This is a genomic window from Diaphorobacter sp. LI3 (assembly GCF_022807955.1).
Lineage (GTDB): Bacteria > Pseudomonadota > Gammaproteobacteria > Burkholderiales > Burkholderiaceae_C > Diaphorobacter > Diaphorobacter nitroreducens.
On sequence record NZ_CP094346.1, the window covers coordinates 2,759,482 to 2,779,788 of the forward strand.

At 61.6% G+C, this 20,307-nt stretch carries 16 protein-coding genes and 3 pseudogenes; 12 read left to right on the forward strand and 7 right to left on the reverse strand.

Annotation, left to right across the window (positions count from 1 at the left end; all coding sequences use genetic code 11):
• Positions 1 to 22 precede the first annotated feature (22 nt).
• The 9 genes and pseudogenes from MRB47_RS12760 to MRB47_RS12800 all read left to right on the forward strand — a co-directional run.
• Entirely contained in the window at positions 23 to 2,074 is a 2,052-nt protein-coding gene (locus tag MRB47_RS12760; protein WP_252100897.1) for a TonB-dependent receptor family protein, read from the forward strand.
• A gap of 68 nt (positions 2,075 to 2,142) precedes the next feature.
• Complete coding sequence (locus MRB47_RS12765) at positions 2,143 to 3,882, forward strand: TonB-dependent receptor (RefSeq protein ID WP_252100898.1); 1,740 nt, start codon at positions 2,143 to 2,145, stop codon at positions 3,880 to 3,882.
• Positions 3,883 to 3,993: 111 nt separating this feature from the next.
• Complete coding sequence (tnpA, locus tag MRB47_RS12770) at positions 3,994 to 4,344, forward strand: IS66-like element accessory protein TnpA (RefSeq protein ID WP_008903582.1); 351 nt, start codon at positions 3,994 to 3,996, stop codon at positions 4,342 to 4,344.
• Complete coding sequence (gene tnpB / locus MRB47_RS12775; protein WP_008903583.1) at positions 4,341 to 4,688, forward strand: IS66 family insertion sequence element accessory protein TnpB; 348 nt, start codon at positions 4,341 to 4,343, stop codon at positions 4,686 to 4,688. Before tnpA ends, tnpB begins: the two co-directional genes overlap by 4 nt.
• Before the next feature lie 63 nt (positions 4,689 to 4,751).
• A complete protein-coding gene (gene tnpC, locus MRB47_RS12780) occupies positions 4,752 to 6,323 on the forward strand; it encodes an IS66 family transposase (RefSeq protein WP_034693102.1) in 1,572 nt (523 codons plus the stop codon).
• On the forward strand, positions 6,320 to 6,841 hold the full coding sequence (locus MRB47_RS12785; protein ID WP_008903585.1) for a hypothetical protein: 522 nt from the start codon (positions 6,320 to 6,322) through the stop codon (positions 6,839 to 6,841). Before tnpC ends, MRB47_RS12785 begins: the two co-directional genes overlap by 4 nt.
• A gap of 112 nt (positions 6,842 to 6,953) precedes the next feature.
• Positions 6,954 to 7,085 (forward strand): hypothetical protein, encoded by a 132-nt coding sequence (locus tag MRB47_RS12790; RefSeq protein WP_411275694.1) that lies wholly within the window; start codon positions 6,954 to 6,956, stop codon positions 7,083 to 7,085.
• A gap of 27 nt (positions 7,086 to 7,112) precedes the next feature.
• On the forward strand, positions 7,113 to 7,586 hold the full coding sequence (locus tag MRB47_RS12795) for a copper uptake system-associated protein (RefSeq protein WP_252100899.1): 474 nt from the start codon (positions 7,113 to 7,115) through the stop codon (positions 7,584 to 7,586).
• A 257-nt stretch (positions 7,587 to 7,843) separates the two neighbouring features.
• Positions 7,844 to 8,050, forward strand: a pseudogene (locus tag MRB47_RS12800) (TetR/AcrR family transcriptional regulator); the annotation flags it as partial.
• 850 nt (positions 8,051 to 8,900) lie between these two features.
• On the opposite strand, the gene MRB47_RS12805 reads toward MRB47_RS12800, so the two are convergent.
• From MRB47_RS12805 to phnC, 4 genes are read right to left on the reverse strand one after another with little or no spacing between them, the layout of a single operon-like run.
• The gene (locus MRB47_RS12805) at positions 8,901 to 9,884 is read right to left on the reverse strand and encodes an NAD(P)-dependent oxidoreductase (RefSeq protein ID WP_011517523.1); all 984 of its coding nucleotides are present in this window, start codon (positions 9,882 to 9,884) and stop codon (positions 8,901 to 8,903) included.
• Between the two features lie 8 nt (positions 9,885 to 9,892).
• A complete protein-coding gene (phnE, locus tag MRB47_RS12810) occupies positions 9,893 to 10,693 on the reverse strand; it encodes a phosphonate ABC transporter, permease protein PhnE (protein ID WP_003056093.1) in 801 nt (266 codons plus the stop codon).
• Entirely contained in the window at positions 10,690 to 11,568 is an 879-nt protein-coding gene (gene phnD / locus MRB47_RS12815; RefSeq protein ID WP_003056094.1) for a phosphate/phosphite/phosphonate ABC transporter substrate-binding protein, read from the reverse strand. Before phnD ends, phnE begins: the two co-directional genes overlap by 4 nt.
• Positions 11,562 to 12,401: a phosphonate ABC transporter ATP-binding protein gene (gene phnC / locus MRB47_RS12820; protein ID WP_003056095.1), complete on the reverse strand. Its 840-nt coding sequence runs from the start codon at positions 12,399 to 12,401 to the stop codon at positions 11,562 to 11,564. Before phnC ends, phnD begins: the two co-directional genes overlap by 7 nt.
• Before the next feature lie 171 nt (positions 12,402 to 12,572).
• Between phnC and MRB47_RS12825 the strand changes: the two genes are divergently transcribed.
• A complete protein-coding gene (locus MRB47_RS12825; RefSeq protein ID WP_027011074.1) occupies positions 12,573 to 13,460 on the forward strand; it encodes a LysR substrate-binding domain-containing protein in 888 nt (295 codons plus the stop codon).
• Between the two features lie 571 nt (positions 13,461 to 14,031).
• Here the strand turns inward: MRB47_RS12825 and MRB47_RS12830 are convergent.
• Together MRB47_RS12830 and MRB47_RS12835 are read right to left on the reverse strand one after the other, a co-directional pair.
• Positions 14,032 to 17,004, reverse strand: coding sequence for a Tn3 family transposase (locus MRB47_RS12830; RefSeq protein WP_003056098.1), 2,973 nt, complete (start codon positions 17,002 to 17,004; stop codon positions 14,032 to 14,034).
• A 2-nt stretch (positions 17,005 to 17,006) separates the two neighbouring features.
• Positions 17,007 to 17,255, reverse strand: a pseudogene (locus MRB47_RS12835) (recombinase family protein); the annotation flags it as partial.
• Positions 17,256 to 17,438: 183 nt separating this feature from the next.
• Here MRB47_RS12835 and istA point away from each other — a divergent pair.
• Positions 17,439 to 18,983: an IS21 family transposase gene (gene istA / locus MRB47_RS12840; RefSeq protein ID WP_252100662.1), complete on the forward strand. Its 1,545-nt coding sequence runs from the start codon at positions 17,439 to 17,441 to the stop codon at positions 18,981 to 18,983.
• Between the two features lie 36 nt (positions 18,984 to 19,019).
• Positions 19,020 to 19,757, forward strand: coding sequence for an IS21-like element helper ATPase IstB (istB, locus tag MRB47_RS12845; protein ID WP_011805003.1), 738 nt, complete (start codon positions 19,020 to 19,022; stop codon positions 19,755 to 19,757).
• A gap of 136 nt (positions 19,758 to 19,893) precedes the next feature.
• Here the strand turns inward: istB and MRB47_RS12850 are convergent.
• Positions 19,894 to 20,226, reverse strand: a pseudogene (locus MRB47_RS12850) (recombinase family protein); the annotation flags it as partial.
• Positions 20,227 to 20,307 lie beyond the last annotated feature (81 nt).

Below are 20,307 nucleotides of genomic sequence, written 5' to 3' on the forward strand. Positions count from 1 at the left end.
AATACCCCCAAGAAGAAATCGCATGCACCAACACGCTTCACCTCTCTCCATTGCCCTTGCCGCAGCGGGCCTGCTCACCTTGGCTCAGGTGCCCAGTGTCTGGGCGCAATCGGCGATCGCCACACTTCCGACCGTCGAAGTTCGGGCCTCCACCTCCCCGGATGCCCAGGCGGCAGAAGCGTTGAAGAACGCACGAGAGGAACTCAACCGGCGCGCGGGCGCAACCGCCGTCATTGATGCGCAGAGCTACACCAGCGGCCGCGCCGCCACGGCCGTCGATGCGCTGGCCTACGCCCCTGGCGTCGTCGCGCAAACGCGCCACGGACAAGACGCTCGGCTGTCGATCCGCGGCTCCGGCATCCAACGCAGCTTCCTGATGCGCGGCATCCAGCTCTACCAGGACGGCATTCCGCTGAACCAGACCGACGGCGCCGCCGACTTCCAGTCCATCGACCCCGCAGCCCTGCAGTACATCGAGGTCTGGCGTGGTGCCAATGCGCTGGAGTACGGGGCGAACGGCCTGGGAGGTGCCATCAACTTCGTTTCGCCCACCGGCCTGACGGCGCCCACGGCGGCGCTGCGGGTCCAGGCCGGGTCGTTCGGCCAGCGTCAGGCACAAGCCAACCTGGCGGCCCGTGGCGAGGTGGTCGATGGATTCCTCAGCGTCAGTCGCGGTGAGCAGGACGGCTGGCGCGAACAGTCGGGCTATCGGGCTGACCGGCTCTCCGGCAACGTCGGTCTGCGCCTGTCGGACACGCTGGAGTTGCGCGGCTTCCTCTCGTACGTAGATTCGACCATGCAGATGCCCGGCAGCATCTCACTGGCAGCGATGAACGCCAACCCGCGCCAGGCCGGCACCAACTACGCCGCGCTCAAGGCCACCAACGACTACACGCAAAAGCGCGCTGCACTGCGGCTGACCTGGCAGCCCAGTGCCGACGTTCGCTGGACGACCTCGCTGTACGGCGCGGACCGAGACCGCTATCACGCGATGACCGTCGGCATTCTGCAGCAGGACATGCAGGACACCGGCCTCGACTCGCGGGTCGCGGTCGAGTTCGGCACAGCCGCGCTGACGCGCCGGCTGGTCGCGGGCGTCTCCTTCGCCCGGCTGGACGGCGAAGAGCGGCGCAATGCCAACGTGGCGGGCAGTCCGGGGGCCGCCACAGGTCGCACGCAACTGGACGGCCGCCAGAACACGGTCTATGCCGAGTACACGCACGGCTTGAACGAACGCTGGGCCTTGCAGGCGGGCGTGCAGAGCGTGCAGGCACGCCGCCGCCTGGACAACCTGATGAACCCGGCCGCGAGCTACGACGTCAAGTTCAACGGCACGTCGCCCAAGCTGGGCGTGCTGTACACCGCGTCCCCGCAGTCGCAGTGGTTCGCCAATATCAGCGGCAGCTTCGAGGCCGCTCCGTTCGGCGAGGTGGCCTACAACGCGACGAACCCGCTGGCACGGGCGCAAGGCGCGACCACGGTCGAGCTGGGCTGGCGTGGCCGCACTGATCAATGGACCTGGGACGCGGCGCTGTACCGCTCCAATGTGCGGCGCGAGCTGCTGGCCATGACCAACGCCAGCGGCGTGGCACTGGGCACCGTCAACGCCGATCGCACTATCCACCAGGGCCTGGAACTGTCGGCCACGGGCACGCTCGCGCCCGGCTGGGTGCTGCGCGGCCAGTACCTCTACAACGACTTCCGCTTCGACGGCGACGCCGTCTACGGCAACAAGCGCCTGGCCGGCGTCCCGCCGCACCTGCTCCGCGCCGAGTTGCAGTGGCAGGCGGCCCCCTGGATCAAGGTGGCGCCCAGCCTCGACTGGCAGCCCTCGCGCACCTGGATCGACCATGCCAACACGGTGGCGGCAGACGGCTTCGCGCTGCTCAATCTCACGCTCAGCGGCACCTTGCGTGGCGGCTGGGGCTGGTTCGTCGAAGGACGCAATCTCACCGATCGCCGCTACGCGGCCACGACCGCCGTGCAGGCCAACGCCCGGGGCCTCGACGGTGCCTATTACTTCCCGGGCGATGGACGCTCGGTCTACGTGGGTGTGACTTGGCGCACACCTTGACCAACGAAGCGACCGCCAACCCAACCTGCTAGTTCCCTACCAACAAATCCGCAAGACAACAGACTCTCATGCTTCTCGATCGCGCTCCCCTGACCATCGCACTCTCTACCGCAGGCCTGCTCTCCGCGACCATGGCCTTTGCCCAGACCGCCACCCTTGCCCCCGTCGTCGTGACTGCTCGGCCTGTGGTCGAAGACGTCAACCTCGACAGCTTCTCTGCAGGTTCGGCCGTCATCACCCAGGATCAGTTGCGAGACCAGAACGCGGTGGACCTGGCCTCCGCGCTGCGCCGTACGCCGGGTGTGCAGATCTCTCGCTACAACCCCGTGGGCGCTTTCGGTGGTGATCAAGGGGGAGCCGTGTTCATCCGCGGCATGGGTGTCAGCCGCCCGGGCAGCGAAATCAAGACCTACATTGATAGCGTCCCGTTCTACATGGGGCTGTGGAGCCACCCGCTGCTCGATCTGCTACCGGTGAACAGCATGCAGTCGGTCACGGTGTACAAAAGTCCGCAACTGCACATCAACGGCAATAACTTCGCTTCCGTCAACCTCCAGACACAGCGTGCGTCGCAAGAAGGTGTCCAGGGTGACGTGCGCCTCTCGGGCGGCTCTTTCGGCACATTGACGGAGCAATTCAACCTGCTGGGCCGCCAGGGAGACCTGGACTGGTCTCTGTCCCAGGGGCATGCGCAATCCAACGGTCATCGAACCCATGCCGATGGCGAGCTCAACAACGTCCTGGGCAGGGTGGGCTATCGACTCAATGCCAACTGGTCGATCGGCGCCAGCTTCGTCTACGTGAACAACAAGGCCAGGGATCCAGGCGACAGCCGCGTCGCCACGCCGGCCATCGCGCCCGAGTACAACACCGAAGCGGGGATGATCAGCACATCCATCAGCCACGCGCACGGCGACTGGCGCGGCGAACTCAAGCTGTACAGCAACAAGACCCGTGGCGACTGGCTCAACCAGCCCGCGCCGGATGGGGACAGCATCAACCGCTCCAGCATGAGCGGGCTACGCTGGAAAGAACAGTTCTCGCCCTGGCAGGGAGGCACCGTAGTCGCGGGCATCGACCACGATCGCATCTCCGGCGACGCCACGTTCAACCGCGTGGCACCCGCGCCGCAAGGCTTCTTCGATGCCCCCACGTTCAAGATCACCTCGCCCTATCTGGCGCTGAACCAGAACATTCCCCTGTCCGCAGACTGGTCGCTTGTGCCATCCGCTGGCGTGCGCTTCTATGACCACAGCCAGTTTGCATCCCGGACAGCACCACAGGCCGGCGTGTCGCTGGTCTCCGACCGTCTGACGGTCTTCGCGAACCTTTCGCGTGGCATCAACTACCCCGGCCTGGAGACACCTTTGCTCGCATCGTTGATTCCTGCGCTGGGCGGCAGTTGGAAGCAGCTCTCGGCAGAGGAGCTGGACCATGCAGAAATCGGCTTCAAGTGGACGGCCTCCGAAGCGACGCAGATTGACGCCAGCCTGTTCCACGACAAGGTGAAGAACCGGTACGTCTTCGGCTTTCCACCCGACGTTCCGCCGCCCCCCCAGTTCATCAATCTCGGTGCCTACACCATGCGCGGCGCGGAGTTGTCGGTCCGTCAAAGCCTTGGGAGGGACTGGTCCGCTTTCGTGGGCCTCACGCTGCTGGACCCGAGCATCGGGAACCTGCCCTACAGCCCTCGTCGAGCCGTCACGCTGGGGCTGAACGGAAAGGCCGGTCCATTGCGCGTCGCGGTTGACGCCCAATTCCAGTCGGCGGTGTGGGCGCTGAACCGTTCGCGTAACGCGGGGGCGTAAGCGTGGCCCCAAGGCCCTTCTTGTGAGGAGCGGAGGGTCAATGCAGGATATGTCCATATGCAAGACAGTGGACACACCCCAGAGTGGAACGGCCCGACGGTGGAGCGAGTCATGCGCAACGGCAAGCGCATCTACGTCTCGGCCTTCAAGGCCTGGCTGGTGGAGCAAGCGCTCAAGCCAGAGGTTTCGGTTGCCGGCCTGGCACTTCGCCACGGTGTCAACGCCAACCAGCTTCGCAGCTGGATGAAACTCGAGCACTGGCAGTCCTCACCTCATACGTTGTTGCCGGTCACGGTCGTCGCAGACGCTCGGCCAGCTGAGGTGGTGGCCACCACAAACGCTCGTCAGCCAACCCAACCCAAGGGGGTGATGGAGATTGAGGTGGGCGGCACTGTCATCCGTCTGCGCGGCCCAGTGGATACCGAGCAACTCAAGGCGGTGCTGGCCGTGGTGCGCGCATGATCGGTTTGCCAGCGAACACGCGGGTGTGGATCGTGGCCGGCCACACCGACATGCGCAAAGGCTTCGACGGTTTGGCGGCAATGGTCCAAGGAGCTTTGAGCGAGAACCCGTTCAGTGGCCACGTCTTTGTCTTTCGCGGCCGGCGCGGCGACATCCTCAAAGTGCTGTGGTTTGATGGCCAAGGTTTGCTGCTGCTGAGCAAGCGGCTCGAACGCGGCCGCTTTGTCTGGCCGCAAGCTGCATCCGGCGGCGTGTCTCTGACCTCAGCCCAACTCTCGATGCTGCTTGAAGGCATCGACTGGCGCATGCCGGCGCGCACGCACCGTCCCGATCTGGCGGCGTAAAGCTTGGCAGTTGCGGGTCATTCCCGATGAGGTGAGACAGCAGAGTTGGGCATACTCAAAACCGTGCCGACGCCCCATCAACCGCCCCAGAACATCGACGAATTGCTGCGCATCATCGCGGCGCGCGACAGCGAGGTGGCCCTGCTCAAGTTGATGGTCGACAAACTCAAATTGCAACTGCTGCGCCGGGTTCGCTCCGAATTCGGTACCTCCAGCGAACAGTGGTCGGCGCAGATGCCTTTGATCGATGGTGGCGAGACCGCGATGGTCACTCGAGCCAAGGCCGCATCTGCACCGGCCCCCGCCAATGACCCGCAGATCGACCGCAGTCTGCCCGCGCACCTGCCGCGCGATGTTCGGGAGCACCTGCCCGAGATCAGCGACACGCACCAGGACACAAATGGCCAGTCCTGCGGGTGCACCGCTTGTGGCGCTCGACTGCGTAAGATAGGACAGGATGTCTCCGAACAACTGGAGTACGTGCCTGCCCACTTCAAGGTGATCCGGCATGTGCGTCCCAAGCTGGCCTGCGTGGCGTGCCATGCCATCTTCCAGGCCAGCGCACCCAGCCGCCCCATAGCGCGCGGACTGGCCGGTGCCGGCCTGCTGGCCCATGTGCTGGTGTCCAAGTACTGTGACCATTTGCCTCTCTACCGCCAAAGCGGCATTTACGCCCGCAGCGGTGTTGAGCTGGACCGCTCAACGCTGGCCGGCTGGGTTGACCAGGCCGGTCAATTGCTTGATCCCCTGGTGGCCGCACTGGGGCGCTACACCCTGGCGGCTGCCAAGATTCATGCCGACGACACCCCCGTGCCGGTGCTGCAGCCCGGGCGCGGCAAGACCAAGACGGGGCGCTTGTGGGTGTACGTCAGAGATGACCGTCCGATCGGCTCAAGTGCGCCACCGTCGGCCTGGTACCAGTACACCCCAGATCGCAAAGGCGAGCATCCAGAGCGCCACTTGAAGAAATATCGCGGCATTCTCCAGGCGGATGCCTATGGCGGCTGGGGCAAGCTGTACGCCTCAGGACAGATCACCGAGGCAGCATGCTGGGCGCACGCGCGCCGACCGTGGTGGGACCTGTACCTGAGCAGCGGCAAAGACGAGACGTCTATCGCAGCACAGGCGCTCAGACGCATTGCCGATCTGTATGCCATCGAGCGTGACATTCGGGGAAAGCCTCCCGACATTCGACAGGCCCAACGCCAGGCGCGTGCCGGGCCGCTGCTGCAGGAGATGCACGTCTGGTTGAGCCAGTTGGTTGGTCGGGTGTCGGCCAAATCGGAGTTGGCCAAAGCCATTGGCTATAGCCTGACACGCTGGCAGGCTCTGACGCGGTATTGCCAAGATGGGCGCATCGAGATGGACAACAACGCAGCAGAGCGGGCATTGCGCGGGGTGGCTTTGGGACGGGGCAACTACCTGTTCATGGGATCGGATGCCGGCGGCGAGCAAGCGGCGGCGATCTACAGCCTGGTGCAAACCGCCAAACTCAACGGGATTGACCCCGAGGCCTACTTGCGGGAGGTGCTCGGCCGCATAGCCGACCACCCCATCAACCGCATTGATGAGTTGCTGCCCTGGAACCTGATGCGGCAGTCCCGTCAGGCGGATCAACAACGCAAGGCGGCATGAGCGTGTCTGGCATTGACCCGCGGGTGCTGGACGCCCTGCAGAACGCAAGCAGCCTGGAGCTGTTCCAGCTCAGCACGCTGATCGAGCGGCTGCTGGCCGACCCACGCCGCATCATTGCCGTGCGCAAGGACATGAACCTGGGTCAAACCGTGCGCTTTGTGGACTGGCGCGATGGCAGTCTGCGAGAAGGCAAGGTGGTGGCCATGCGTGACACGCAGGTCACGTTGCAAGACCTGCGCGAGCGCAAAGAGTGGAAGTTGCCTTACGCCGCGATCGAACCGCCCTTGCCCGATCCTGCAACACGCCCTCAAGCTGTGGCGCCAGAGCCGCCGGCCGCCCCCCGACCGACGCGCAACGACTTTCGCTGCGGCGAGAAGGTCGCCTTTGAGGACAAGTACCTGCAGACCGTGGTGGGCACCATCGTGCGCATCAACAGCCGCACTGCAACCATCGACCCCGGTGATGGCACGCAGTGGCGCGTAGGCTTCGGCTTGCTGCGACACATCCTGGACGTCTGACTATCCCATAAGGACCTCGTCAAGAGGGTGCTGAGCTGACGCTTACGCGGGGGCTATTAACACCGAGCGTGTAAGTGCTTTCACTGTGGCCAACGTCCGGGTGTCGTACCCCATGCCTGCGCTGGGAAGCAAGGGAGAGGTTTTCGTCGCGTTGGAGAACATCTTCGACCGCGACTATGCCTATCGCCCCGGCTATCCGATGCCTGGCCGATCGGCACAGGTCGGGCTCACCGCAAGCTTCTGAGCCCGTTCATGTGAATAGGAGCAAGTGATGAAAAGACTGTTTCTGCAATGCATGCTCGTCGGCAGTGTCTCGGCTGCGTTCACCCTTCCGCTTTGCGTCCAGGCGGCGGAGAGTGCCGATCAGGCCGGCATCCGTCAGGTGATGATGGGCATCTGGGACAAGCCCCAAGCGCGACTTGATGTCGGGCCCATCACGGTGCTGGCCGGCCATGCCGTGGCCGGCTGGACGCAGGACGGCCGAGGTGGACGTGCCCTGTTGACGAAGAACTCCGATGGACGATGGCAAGTGGCTGCCTGTGCGGGAGATGGACTCACGCAAGCCAGGACGCTGGAACTGACTGGGATGCCACCCGCGGCGGCCCGCCGGATGGCCCAGGAGGTAGCTAAAGCGGATGCTGCGGTTGCGCCGCAACGCAGAGCGCTGTTTTCCACCTTCGATGGCATGGTGCGCATGGACGGCACAGGAAACCACCCCCCTCATGAGAAAGGGAACAAGCATTGACAACGCCTCCCATGCACAGTCTGTCACGGCGCCGGGCTCTATCGACTGCCGGTGCCGTGGTCGCGCTTTCCATCTTGATGCTGTCCGGTTGCGAGCGCACGAGGACGGTAACGTAGGGGACGTCTCAGAAAACGGAAAATAAAGCACGTTAAGCCCATTGCAGACGCTAGATATTGACGAGTACGTCGGGTTTTCTCTTGTTTGAGTTGCCTCTTGTGGTAAGATAGTAATCAATTACTATCTTACAAGGAGTGCTCGTGGACACCCATCCAAAGCATCTGCCGGCCGATGAACGTCGTGCCGTAACTGTCGAGTCCGTCGTGGCGCTTGCCGGTTCACAAAACCCAAGCGAGATAACCACTGCAGCTATCGCTAAACACATGAACTTGACCCAGGGTGCGCTGTTTCGGCACTTCCCGAACAAGGAAGCCATTTGGCAGGCGGTCATGGAGTGGGTACCTGATTTTGACCAGCTCGACTTTGAGAGAGCTGTAATGACGCCTGACTCTAGAGGTGTGTCCACAAACCTCCCAGATGTGTCTGAATTGACGGCGTTACTCCCTACTGCGACTTCGGCCCGGGACAAGGGTCAGAGTAGCGATGCAGTTCTGCTCGGTGCCCAATCAACTCCCGAGGCTGTACGTTCTGTCACACTCGAGAGACTGGAAAGAGTGCTGATCAGCCTTGCCAGCAATGACAAACAAACACTCCTGCTTGCTGGGTACGCGCAAGGTGTCGTAGCCCGCGCACTCCACGACCGAAAACGGGACAATGTTGTAGTAAAGGTACTTACCTCCAAGAATTTAAGGCCTAGATTCATTGAGATGCATCAAAGCAGTCTATCGGCGACAACGCACCTCGTCGTCTGCGTGAACTCTAAGGCAGACCCTAAAGGGGCGAGGGAGACACTTTCGGCGGTGCATCTCAACACTCTGCGCAGTGCGGTTGTATTAGACCTAGGGTTCAGCCGTGCAGTCCAAGAACTCGCAAAGCAGCGTCACCTCTACTACGAGCCGAATGTAATGACCTCAGCTGAAACGTCCTGGGTTGAAACCACTATCAGAGGCCAAGAACGATCAGTGTTGTAGCCTGACCCCTCGAAGTATCTGGTGTTTGCCATGCGCCCATTTGGGCTTACCCCATGAGCTGCGCCGTGCAGAGAACATCATCGCTAAACCACTTCGATGATGACTCAAGTCATTTCCCCTTGGCGAGCAGGATGGCATCACACGGGCAGGTTGCACCCAGCCATAGGACATAGGCTCTGAAGCCGCGCCCATTTCAGCTGGCGTGCAAACCGCCGAGCAACCATACCTATGCTGCCGCGCTGGCCTCGACAGCAACATCACTCAAACTCTCGCCCCTGAGTGAGCGGACTAGGTTCTCAGCAGCCCGCATTTCAATTTCGAACCGTACGCGTCTCACAGCCGAGCCGATGTGGGGAGTGAGTACTGTTCTGGCGTTGTTGGTCAATCCCGGATGAATTTCGCGAGGTCTGTCTGGAAGTAGCCAATCTTCCATCTCATAGACGTCAGCGGCGTACGCGCCAAGTTGCTCATTCGCCAAGGCATCGACAACCGCCCTTTCGTCGACCACAGACCCCCTACCCACGTTTACAAGGATCTGGCCCTTTTTCGATAGTTGAAGCATCCTGGAGTCAACCAGGTGGCGCGTATCGCTAACAAGAGGCACTGCCAGGAACACATAGTCCGATGTGCTGACAGCCTCATCAAGCGTGACCAGTTCGACCTGATCTAGACGCACACTTGGGTCTACACCAAGCAGCCGCGCGCAGCCAAAGCCCGCGAGTCGCGCCAATATGGCCTGCCCAACTTTTCCGAGACCGATCACGCTGGCCACCGACCCATGAAGCCCGGTTCCGTATAGAGCTGGCCTCCACCCAGAGTAGCCTGCTCTTGTAGCGGCGTCACCCTGAAGCACGTTCCTGCCAGCAGCAATAGCCAATCCGATGGCCAGCTCGGCTGTGGGCTCTGTGAGGAGGTCAGGAACAAAGGTGACGCTCACCCCGGCTTGTGCGCAAGCCCTCAGGTCGAAGTTGTCGTACCCCTTGAGTGCACAGGAGATGGTCTTGAGCCTGGGAGCGTTCAGCAGCGACTCTTTGGTCACACTGTCTGTCATGAAGGCCATCATGGCATCAGCATCCACGAGGTACTCCCTGAGCTGGCTGGGGCTCCAGGGGTCAGGCCCTGGATTCATGATGACCTCACCCTCAGCCTGGAGCTTCCTTAGAACCTCTTCATGAACTGGCTGCGTTACGACGATTTTCCGATGATTCATTTTTCGATTTACTTGAGACGCTTTCGCAGCATCGATCCAATGCTGTCAACCACGAGGACACAGGCAAGAATCGACAGAAGGATGGCTGAGACCTCGTCATACTTGACAAGGCGAAGTGCTGCCATCAGCTCGAAGCCGATGCCACCTGCACCGACAATGCCAAGTACTGCGGAGGCCCTGAAGTGGTACTCCCAGCGATAGATGGTTATGTCTGCCAACTGTGGAAGGACTTGGGGGATAACGGCATGCGAGATGACCTGAAAGCGGCTTGCGCCTACCGCAGCAGCTGCTTCAAGTGGCTTCGGATCCACGTGCTCAATGGCTTCCGCGTAAAACTTTGCGACCATTCCCGTGGAATGCAACGCTAGTGCGAGCACCCCAGGTAGAGCACCAAACCCTACGGCTGCCACGAACAGAATGCCAAGAATGATTTCTGGCACGGACCGGAATGCCGCCAGGATGACTCTGGCCACTCTTCCCACCAAAGGATTGGGGGTGGTGTTTGGAGCCGCCAGGAGCGCCAGCGGAAGTGAAAGCACGATAGTCAGTGCTGTGCCGGCAATCGACATCGCCAAGGTGTCCCTCAGCGGGATGACCCAGTGCTCCCAGCGGTCGAAGTTGGGAGGGACCATCTCAGATGAGAGCTGCTTGACAGCCGGGGCGCCTTCGATGAACCGCTGTGCATCGAAGAACCCCGTGACGTACAGGGCTACAAGGCAAACCAGAAGGACGAACGCTGTATTGCGCAGTCCAATGAACTGCTCCCGCTTGTCGCGACTGATGATGTTCTCGAATGCAGCCGAGGTCATTGCATACGGCCCAAATCAAGCTTCAGGATGGTTGCGGTATCCCTAAGGACGTCATATGCAGCGTCATCAGTGGCGGCAAACGCCTGGACACGAAACGCCTTGAGCACCTCAGCATCCTTCATGTCCAGAAAGGCAGAGCGGATGGCAGCTTTGAGCTCAGGCTTGAGGTCCCCCTGCATGACGACCGGATAGTTTGGAATGGGAGCAGAAAGGTCAAGCTGAACAATCTTCGTGGCATCAATGCTTCCTCGAGCGATGAGGTTGTCCAGAATCGGCTTGGACAGAGCCCCGGCTGGAATCTGACCCGACTGCACCGCACGTGCGACCGCGTCATGTGCCCCAAGGTGAACTGGCCGATAGTCCTTCTCACCATCAAGCTTGTACTTCTTGAGCAGGTGTGCACGTGGTGCAAGGTGGCTTGATGTGGACGCCTGGTCGCCAAATCCGAAGGGCTTGCCGCGCACGTCTTCAAGCGTTTTCACCGGCCCTCCGGCCGTTGCGATGAGGACCGACTGGTATGTGGGCGACCCACGTTCAACGCCCACCGCAAAGGGCTCAATCCCGGACGCCTTAGATTTGGCCAAAACGTACGAAAACGGTCCAAAGTACGCTACCTCAATCCGACCGAACCGCATTGCCTCGATCATCGAGGAGTAATCGGTAGTCACCACAATCTCAACATCCTTCTTGAGCTGCTGTTCAAGATAGCGCTTAAGAGGCTGCGCGTTCTGGATGATGCTGGCAGCGTTCTCATCTGGAAGAAGGGCGACACGAAGCTTTGATGGATCCTTTCCCTGCGCATGAGCCCACAGAGGAAGGAGTGCAGCAAAAGAAGCTGCGCTGACAACAAGAGAGAAGTTACGGCGATTCAGCATGGCAAGAGCTCCTTGGTTTGACTGGATTGAAGAGTTCGGGGGCTATCAGTGGACGCACTCGTGTTGGAAGCGTTGGACTGCTTTGCATAGAGGTTCCGCGCAACATCAGGACTCAGCTGCTCTGCCCTACCCTCGAATACAACAGCTCCCTGGCGGAGCCCAATGATTCGGTCTGCAAACGAGCGCGCGAGCTCCACCTGGTGAAGACTCACGATTGCGGTGAGGTGGTCCTTTTTGCAGATCTCATGCAACAAGGTGAGCACGCTATGTGCGGTTGCCGGGTCCAGGCTGGCAACAGGCTCATCGGCCAGCAGGATTCGTGGCTTCTGTATTAGCGCCCTAGCTATGCCTACGCGCTGCTGCTGCCCCCCAGACAAGGCATCAGCCCGGGAGAGCGCCTTTTCGAGCAGCCCGACACGCTCAATCACTGTGAGCGCCTCCAGCTTGTCCTTCTTGCTCCACGGCCATAGCGAAGCGAATGCACCCCTGTCACCGAGCTTTCCCATCAGAACATTCCTGAGGACCGACTGACGTCCAATCAGATGATGCTGCTGGAAAACCATCCCACAGCGCTTGCGGTGCTCTCTCAGCGTCTTTGCGTTGACTACCCCACCTGCCAGGCCAGGTATCGATACCTCGCCTTTTGTGGGCAGCACCAGTCCATTGATGCTTCGTAACAAGGTGGACTTCCCTGCGCCCGAGGCGCCCAGAAGCACCAAAAACTCTCCCTGCTTCACATCCAGACTCGTCGGGTGCAAGGCCACGGTCGAGTCAACGTAGCGGACGGAAACTCCCTTGAGACTCAGAACGTCTCGGTCCTTCTCCAACTTCATGTTGTTACCTTTGCAAGTTTCTGCCTGCGAGCAGCGCGAGAGCGCTTATGACGCACATTTGCCGCAGAAAGAAGTTCGATACGGCTAGGCATGCGTGCAGTTTGTTCGTGGAACGTGTCATCAATATGAAACTTGCACCCCGAAAAATAGGGGTATCTATAGATAACACCTATGTCTGGACTCACGCTACTTGCGGCTTTGAAAGCCTTTGATGCGACGGCAAGGGCCGGAAGCATGACTGCTGCTGCGAAGCTGCTTGATCTACAGCAGCCCACCATCTCAGCGCATATTCAGCGCCTGGAGAATGAGTACGGCGTGGAGCTTTTTCTTCGTCAAGGCCGCCGGCTTGAGCTGACTACCTTTGGCAGGACTCTGCTGGACTACACGCGGCGGGCATTCAGCGGCGAGGAAGATGCGCACGCCCTTTTGGCAGCAGCCAAAAACCGATTCGTCGGGCGTCTTGTGATTCACGCGATCGGCCCGTACAACGTAGTCCCTGTTCTGAAGGCCTTCGGGAGCCGCCATCCCCAGGTCGAGGTCTCTGTCCGTGTAGGCGACTCCCGCTCAATCACGGAAAAGCTCCTCGACTACCAGGGTGATGTCGGCGTGGTCCTCAATCACGCCGAGCACCCCGAACTCCATTGCATGCCATACAGGTCACAGCGCCTGGTGGTCTTTGCGAACCGAGAGCACGCCCTAGCCCGGTGCGGTGAGATAGTGCTCAAGGACCTTCAGAGCCAGCGCTTCGTCATACGTGAGGAAGGTTCAACGACAAGAAGAGTCTTCGAGAGCGAGCTAATTGCCCGCAATATCAACATCCAGGTTGCGCTGGAGATGGGAAGCCGGGAGGCTGTCCGCGAGGCAGTCGCACAAGGAATAGGACTAGGCGTCGTTGCCGAGACAGCCTATGTTCCAGATCCGCGTCTTGTGAAGCTGAAGATTCTGGATACAGCAATGGCCACCCACGTCGACTTCATCTGTCGTCGCGAACGACAGAACGCTCCGCTGATAGCAACGATTTTCGACTTGGCAAAAGAGGTGAGAAGAGGCCTGGCCTAAAGATTCACGAACTTGGCGACAGGGCCCGAGTGGATCATTCATGCCAAGCCTATCGTTAGCAGCCATGCTGTCAGTCAAACAGGCCTAGATGGCTGCGCCTGTGGGAAGTGACTCCGTTGGATCCACTCTTACTCTTCGTCGTAGCCAATACCGTTGGACCATCGACAAGCTCCCTGTACAGCTTGTATCTTGGAGCGACGTACGGAGTTAGGGGAGCGCTTGGCTACACGCTCGGCACCAGTCTTGGCTTCTCCATCGTCGTCACTACCAGCTCCGTGCTAGTCGCGGTTGCCTATGAGATTCCTGCTGGCGGGCAATTTGGCCTAAAGCTGTTCGCGTCTGGCTATACCGCGTGGATTGCAAGCAAGTGCTTGCGTACTGCCTGGACGTCCAGCCGTGATTCCACCAAGGCTCTTGCCTTCACCAAGCTTGGGGCCTATGACGGTGCCATTCAGCAACTCGCAAACCCACGAGGGTGGGCCCTCGCCACTGTCTCAGTGGTCGGGTTCTCCGACGCCCAAGTCCCACCGTTGATGGAGGGGTCGTCTCAGAAAACGGAAAATAAAGCACGCTAAGCCGGTGGCAGCGGTCGCAATGGCCTGAACTTCCCCGCACCGACCTTGGCACTGCTGCGCCATAGGTAATCGCCGGTCAGGTTGATATGCTCCCACCCCAGCGGTGACAGATATTGCAGCAACGTGTCGTCCAGCGCCTTGCCGTGGGCACGCAAAGCACTGGTGGCACGCTCCAGATAGACCGTGTTCCACAACACGATGGCCGCCGTCACCAGATTGAGGCCGCTGGCCCGGTAGCGCTGCTGCTCAAAACTGCGGTCGCGGATTTCACCCAATCGGTAGAAGAAGACCGCCCTGGCCAGCGCGTTGCGCGCCTCGCCCTTATTCAGCCCCGCATGGACGCGGCGGCGCAGCTCCACGCTTTGCAGCCAATCCAGAATGAACAGCGTGCGCTCGATGCGCCCCAGCTCGCGCAGGGCGACGGCCAAGCCGTTTTGGCGCGGATAGCTGCCGAGCTTGCGCAGCATCAGCGAGGCCGTCACCGTGCCCTGCTTGATCGAAGTGGCCAGCCGTAGGATTTCATCCCAATGAGCGCGAATAGCCTTGATGTTCAGCCTGTCGCTGCTAATCATCGGCTTGAGTGCATCGTAGGCAGTATCGCCCTTGGGAATGAACAGCTTGGTGTCGCCCAGGTCGCGGATGCGCGGCGCGAACCGGAATCCCAGAAAGTGCATCAGGCCGAACACATGATCGGTGAAGCCCGCCGTGTCGGTGTAGTGTTCCTCGATACGCAAGTCAGACTCGTGGTACAGCAGGCCATCGAGCACATAGGTCGAGTCGCGCAAGCCGACGTTGACCACCTTGGCGCTGAAGGGCGCGTATTGGTCGGAGATATGGGTATAGAACGTCCGCCCAGGGCTACTTCCATACTTCGGATTGATATGCCCGGTGCTCTCTGCCTTGCTGCCGGTTCGGAAGTTCTGGCCGTCCGACGATGACGTGGTGCCGTCGCCCCAGTTTCCGGCGAAGGGTTGTCGAAACTGTGCGTTCACCAGCTCGGCCAGCGCCGTCGAATAGGTTTCGTCGCGAACGTGCCAGGCTTGCAGCCAAGACAGCTTGGCGTAGGTGGTGCCAGGGCAGGACTCGGCCATCTTGGTGAGCCCAAGATTGATACCATCAGCCAGAATCGTCGTCATCAGCAAGGTTTTGTCCTTGGCCGTGTCGCCGGTCTTCAGGTGTGTGAAGTGGCGCGTGAAGCCCGTCCATTCATCGACCTCCATCAGCAACTCGGTGATCTTGAGGTGCGGCAGCAACATCGCCGACTGGTCAATCAAGGCTTGCGCGGCGTCTGGCACCGCTGCGTCCAGCGGCGTGATCTTCAGGCCCGATGCAGTGGTGATGATGGCATCCGGTAAGTCGTTGGTCGCCGCCATGCGGTTGACTGTGGCGAGTTGCGCCTCCAATAATTCCAGTCGGTCATGCAGATATTGGTCGCAGTCGGTGGCCACGGCCAGTGGCAATTCGCTGGCCAGCTTCAGGGTGGCGAACTTCTCGATCGGCACCAGGTATTCGTCGAAGTCCTTGAACTGGCGCGAACCCTGCACCCAAACATCACCAGAGCGCAGTGCGTTCTTCAGCTCCGACAGGGCGCATAACTCGTAGTAACGCCGGTCAATACCCTCGTCGGTCAGAACCAGCTTTGCCCAGCGCGGCTTGATGAATGCGGTTGGCGCATCGGCGGGCACCTTGCGCGCGCTGTCGCTGTTCATGCCGCGCAGCACGTCGATGGCATCGAGCACACCCTTGGCGGTGGGCGCGGCGCGCAGTTTGAGCACGTCCAGGAACTGCGGCGCATAGCGGCGCAGCGTGGCGTAACTCTCGCCGATATGGTGCAGGAAATCAAAATCGGCAGGCCGCGCCAGCGTTTGCGCCTCGGTGACGTTGGCGGCGAAGGTGTCCCACGGCATGACCGCTTCGATGGCGGCGAACGGATCGCCGCCGCTTTGTTTGGCTTCAATCAGCGCCTGACCGATGCGCCCATACATCCGCACCTTGTCGTTGATCGCCTTGCCGGAAGCCTGGAACTGCTGTTGATGCTTGTTCTTGGCCGCATTGAACAGCTTGCCGATGATGCGGTCGTGAAGGTCGATGATTTCATCAGTGACGGTGGCCATGCCCTCGATGGCCAGTGCTACCAAGGTGGCGTAACGCCGCTGCGACTCGAACTTGGCCAGGTCGGCGGGCGTCATCTGGCCGCCCTCGCGGGCGATCTTGAGCAAGCGGTTTTGGTGTACCTGCCGTTCGATGCCAGCAGGTAGGTCAAGCGCCTGCCAGGCTTTGAGGCGTTCGATGTGTTCAAGCATGTGGCGCGAGTTCGGCTTGGCGGGCGATTGGCGCAGCCACGCTAGCCACGTCATTTTGCTACCATCCTTGCGCTTGAGCAGTTCGTCCAGGCGCTGGCGATGGACAGGTATCAAGGAATCGGCCAATGCCGCATGGATGCTCCGGTTGGCACGGGTAATGGCCTCGGCGCTTGCGCGCTCGATGGCATTCATGGCGGGTAGGATGATGCTCTGCCGCCGCAGGTTTTCAACAAGGGTGCTGGCCAGCACAATGCCTTTGTCTGTTTGCAAGGCCAGTTCGGTCAGTGTATGCACGGCTTGCCGGTAGTGACTCATGGTGAAGGGCTTGAATCCAAACACCGTTTGCAGCTCGACCAAGTGCTCCCGCCGTGTCTGCTCGCGCTGGCCGTAATCGTTCCAGCTTTCCACCGGCACCTTGAGTTGTGCGGCCACCATGCGCAGCAGGGGCGGAAATGGAGGTTCATCGACGCCCAAGAAGATGCCAGGGAATCGCAAGTAGCAAAGCTGCACGGCGAAGCCCAATCGATTCGCGGCGCCGCGACGCTGACGGATCACCGACAGGTCGGTTTCGTTGAACGTGTAGTGCCGTATCAGTTCGTCTTTGGCATCTGGCAGTGCCAGCAGACTTTCGCGCTCGGTGGCGGACAGGATTGAGCGGCGTGGCATGGTCAGTCTTCCCGCAGGTACTGGTACAAGGTTTCGCGGCTGATGCCGAAGTCACGGGCCACCAAGGTTTTTTGGTCGCCTGCCGCAACTCGCCGTTTCAACTCGGCAATTTGTTCGCTGTTCAGCGATTTCTTTCGTCCCCGGTAGGCACCGCGCTGCTTGGCCAGCACGATTCCCTCGCGCTGACGTTCGCGGATCAGGGCGCGCTCGAACTCAGCAAAGGCTCCCATGACCGACAGCATCAGATTGGCTGCGTATTCCACGCGATGGCGGACACGATTCCATGCTGATGGCGGACAGTGTTCCAGCGTGATGGCGGACAGTGTTCCACGCTGAAGGCGGACAGCATTCCAAACTGATGGCGGACACCTGCGGGGTGTTCTGAGTGACCCGAACGCGGCATACGCTGCCCGGTTTTTTGACCGGAACCAGCGATGCCCACACCCAGGGTCACCATGAGCAAACTACGACACACACTGCAACTGCTGCACCGCGGGGCCTTGAGCACCCGTCAAATCGGTGCCGCCCTCGGCATCTCCAAATCCACTGTCAGCGAGATAGCCAGCTACGCGCGCGTGGCCGGCGTGGACTGGGCACTGGCCCAGAGCCTGAACGACGACGAACTCCAGGCCCGGCTCTACAAGCCACCCGTGGCGCGCGAGTCCCGGCACCTTGAACCCGACCACGCCCACATCCACCGCGAACTGCGCCGACCTGGCGTGACGCTGCAGTTGCTTTGGGAGGAATACCAGCAACAGCACAGCGGGCAGGCGTACAAGTACAGCGCCTTCTGCGAGAAGTACAAGGCCTGGGCCCGGCGCCTGCAGCGCTCCATGCGCCAGACCCACACGGGCGGTGACAAGCTCTTTGTGGACTACGCCGGCCAGACCGTTCCCGTGGTGGATGCCGACACTGGCGAGATACGCCAGGCCCAGGTCTTCGTGGCCGTGCTGGGCGCATCGAACTACACCTACGCCTGCGCCACCGCCAGCCAGAAGACCACCGACTGGGTGGCCAGCATCATTAGCGCGCTGGAGTTCATCGGCGGCGTGCCCCGCCTGCTGGTGCCTGACCAGCCGCGCGCCCTCATGGCCCGACCCGACCGTTACGAGCCCACCGCGCACCGCCTGCTCGAAGAGCTCTGTGCGCACTACAGCCTGGCCGTGATGCCCGCGCGCCCGGCCAAGCCACGCGACAAACCCAAGGTGGAGGTCGCTGTGCAGGTGGTCGAGCGCTGGATTCTGGCCAGGCTGCGCCACCAGACCTTCTTCAGCCTGGCCGAGCTCAACCGGGCGATTGCCGCCTTGCTGGTGGACTTGAACCAGCGCGCGTTCAAGAAGCTGCCGGGCAACCGCACTAGCGCCTTCGCCGAACTCGACCGGCCAGCCCTGCGCCCCCTGCCGCCGGTGCGCATGCCCATCGCGCGCTTCAAACCCGCCCGCGTCAACATCGATTACCACGTTGAGCTCGATGGCCACTACTACTCGGTGCCCCACGCCCTGGTGGGTGAGCCGGTGGAGTTGCGCATCACGGCCGGCACGCTCGAAGTCCTGCACGGCAGCAAACGCGTGGCCGCCCACGCCCTCAATCCCCGACGGGGTGCACACACCACCACGCCCGAGCACATGCCGGCCTCGCACCGGGCGCACCTGCAGTGGACGCCGGCCAAGCTCATCGCCTGGGGTGAGCGCGTGGGCGCGGCCACCGCCGCCGTGGTGCGCTGGCAGATGGAGCACCGCCAGCATCCCGAGCAGGGTTACCGCTCCTGTCTGGGCCTCATGCGCCTGGGCCGTGAGTACGGGGCTGACCGGCTGGAGGCCGCCTGTGCGCGGGCGCAGTCGATTCGCTCACCGTCCTACAAGAGCATCGCCTCCATCCTGGGCTGCGGCCTGGACCAGCGGCCGCTGGATGCGCCGATGGCCGCACAGGCGAGCCTGCCGCTGCACGAGAACGTGCGCGGGCCGGGCTACTACCACTGAACTCCAACGTGCAAGCAAACCTAACAAGGAAGAACCATGCTCAACGAACAGACCTTGAACCAACTGCGCGCCCTGCGCCTGGACGGCATGGTGGCCGCCCTCAGCGACGCGGCCACCCACATCACGGCCAGCGAGCTGCCCTTTGAACAACGCCTGGCGCTGCTGGTGCAGCGCGAGGTGGACTGGCGTGACAGCAAGCGCCTGGAGCGCCTGTTGAAGGCGGCCCGCCTGAAGGTCTCCAGTGCCTGCCTGGAGGACATCGACTGGCGCGCCAGCCGGGGCCTGAGCCGAGAGGTCATCACCAGCCTGGCCGGCGGGGACTGGCTGCGCCATGGCCACAACGTGCTGCTCACCGGCGCCACCGGGTGCGGCAAGACGTGGCTCGCCTGCGCACTGGGGCAGCAGGCCGCGCGCCTGGGCTTCTCGGTGCTCTACACCCGCGCGCCACGGCTGCTGCAGGAGCTGCACGTGGCCCACGGCGATGGCAGCCTGGGCAAACGGCTGGCGCAACTGGCGCGGCTGGACCTGCTCATCCTGGACGACTTCGGCATCGCGCCGATTGCCGCGCACGAGCGAAACGACCTGCTGGAATTGCTGGACGACCGGGTGGGCACGCGCTCGACGCTCATCACCAGCCAGTTGCCGGTGACGGCCTGGCACGCCTGGCTGGACGAGCCCACGCTGGCCGACGCCATCCTGGACCGCATCGTGCACGGCTCGCACAAGATAGCCCTCAAGGGCGAGTCGATGCGCAAGCTCACCAAGGCCGTCTGAGCCGGCCGCGCCGACCGCCATTCCACGCTGATGGCGGACACTTCGGCTACGATTTGAGCGTCACTCAGGACACCCGCGCAACGTGTCCGCCATCGCCTGGAACGCTGTCCGCGATGGGAATGGAATCACTGTCCGCCATCAGTGGAATGCGCAGATTGGCCATCGGTGAGTCCTCGCCGGTGAACGTCAGCCCTTCTTTGACGAACTCCATGCGCACGCCCCGTTGTGTCAGCCCTTGGACGATGCGGCGCAGGTCATCAAGGTTGCGTGCCAACCTGTCCATGCTATGCACCACCACGGTGTCGCCCTCGCGGACGAAGGCCAGCAGCCTTTCAAGTTCGGGACGTTGTGTGTCCTTGCCTGAAGCCTTATCGGTGAATACCTTGCCGACTTCTATTTGTTCCAGTTGTCGATCAGGATTCTGGTCGAAGCTGCTGACGCGGACGTAGCCGATACGTTGACCTTGCAAGATGCCTCCAAAGGTAAAAATGTCAGGATGAAATCTATTACCCTTGACTGAATGGGCGGTCTCAAATCTGAAGTGCAACAC